Origin of the sequence: Neisseria sp. P0001.S007 (genome assembly GCF_051963655.1) — a bacterium.
Taxonomy (GTDB): Bacteria; Pseudomonadota; Gammaproteobacteria; order Burkholderiales; family Neisseriaceae; genus Neisseria; species Neisseria subflava_A.
On sequence record NZ_JBQCUB010000064.1, the window covers coordinates 1 to 233 of the forward strand.

The following is a 233-nucleotide window of genomic DNA, read 5'->3' on the forward strand; positions in this document are numbered from 1 at the left end:
GTCCAATATCAATATTACAGGTTCCGATGTCATCGGCCATGCAGGTACCACCCTCATTGCCGACAACCATATCAAACTCCAATCTGCCAAACAGGACGGCAGCGAGCAAAGCAAAAACAAAAGCAGCGGCTGGAATGCAGGCGTAGCCGTCCAAATAGGCGACGGCATCAGTCTTGGCATCACCGCCGGAGGAAATATCGGCAAAGGTAAAGGACAAGGGGAAAGTACTACCC

Annotated in this window: 1 protein-coding gene; it reads left to right on the top strand. The window is 51.5% G+C overall.

Annotated elements, in window-relative coordinates:
* On the top strand, positions 1–233 hold a 233-nt coding region (locus ACTHRE_RS11205; protein WP_440345289.1), incomplete at both ends, for a hemagglutinin repeat-containing protein.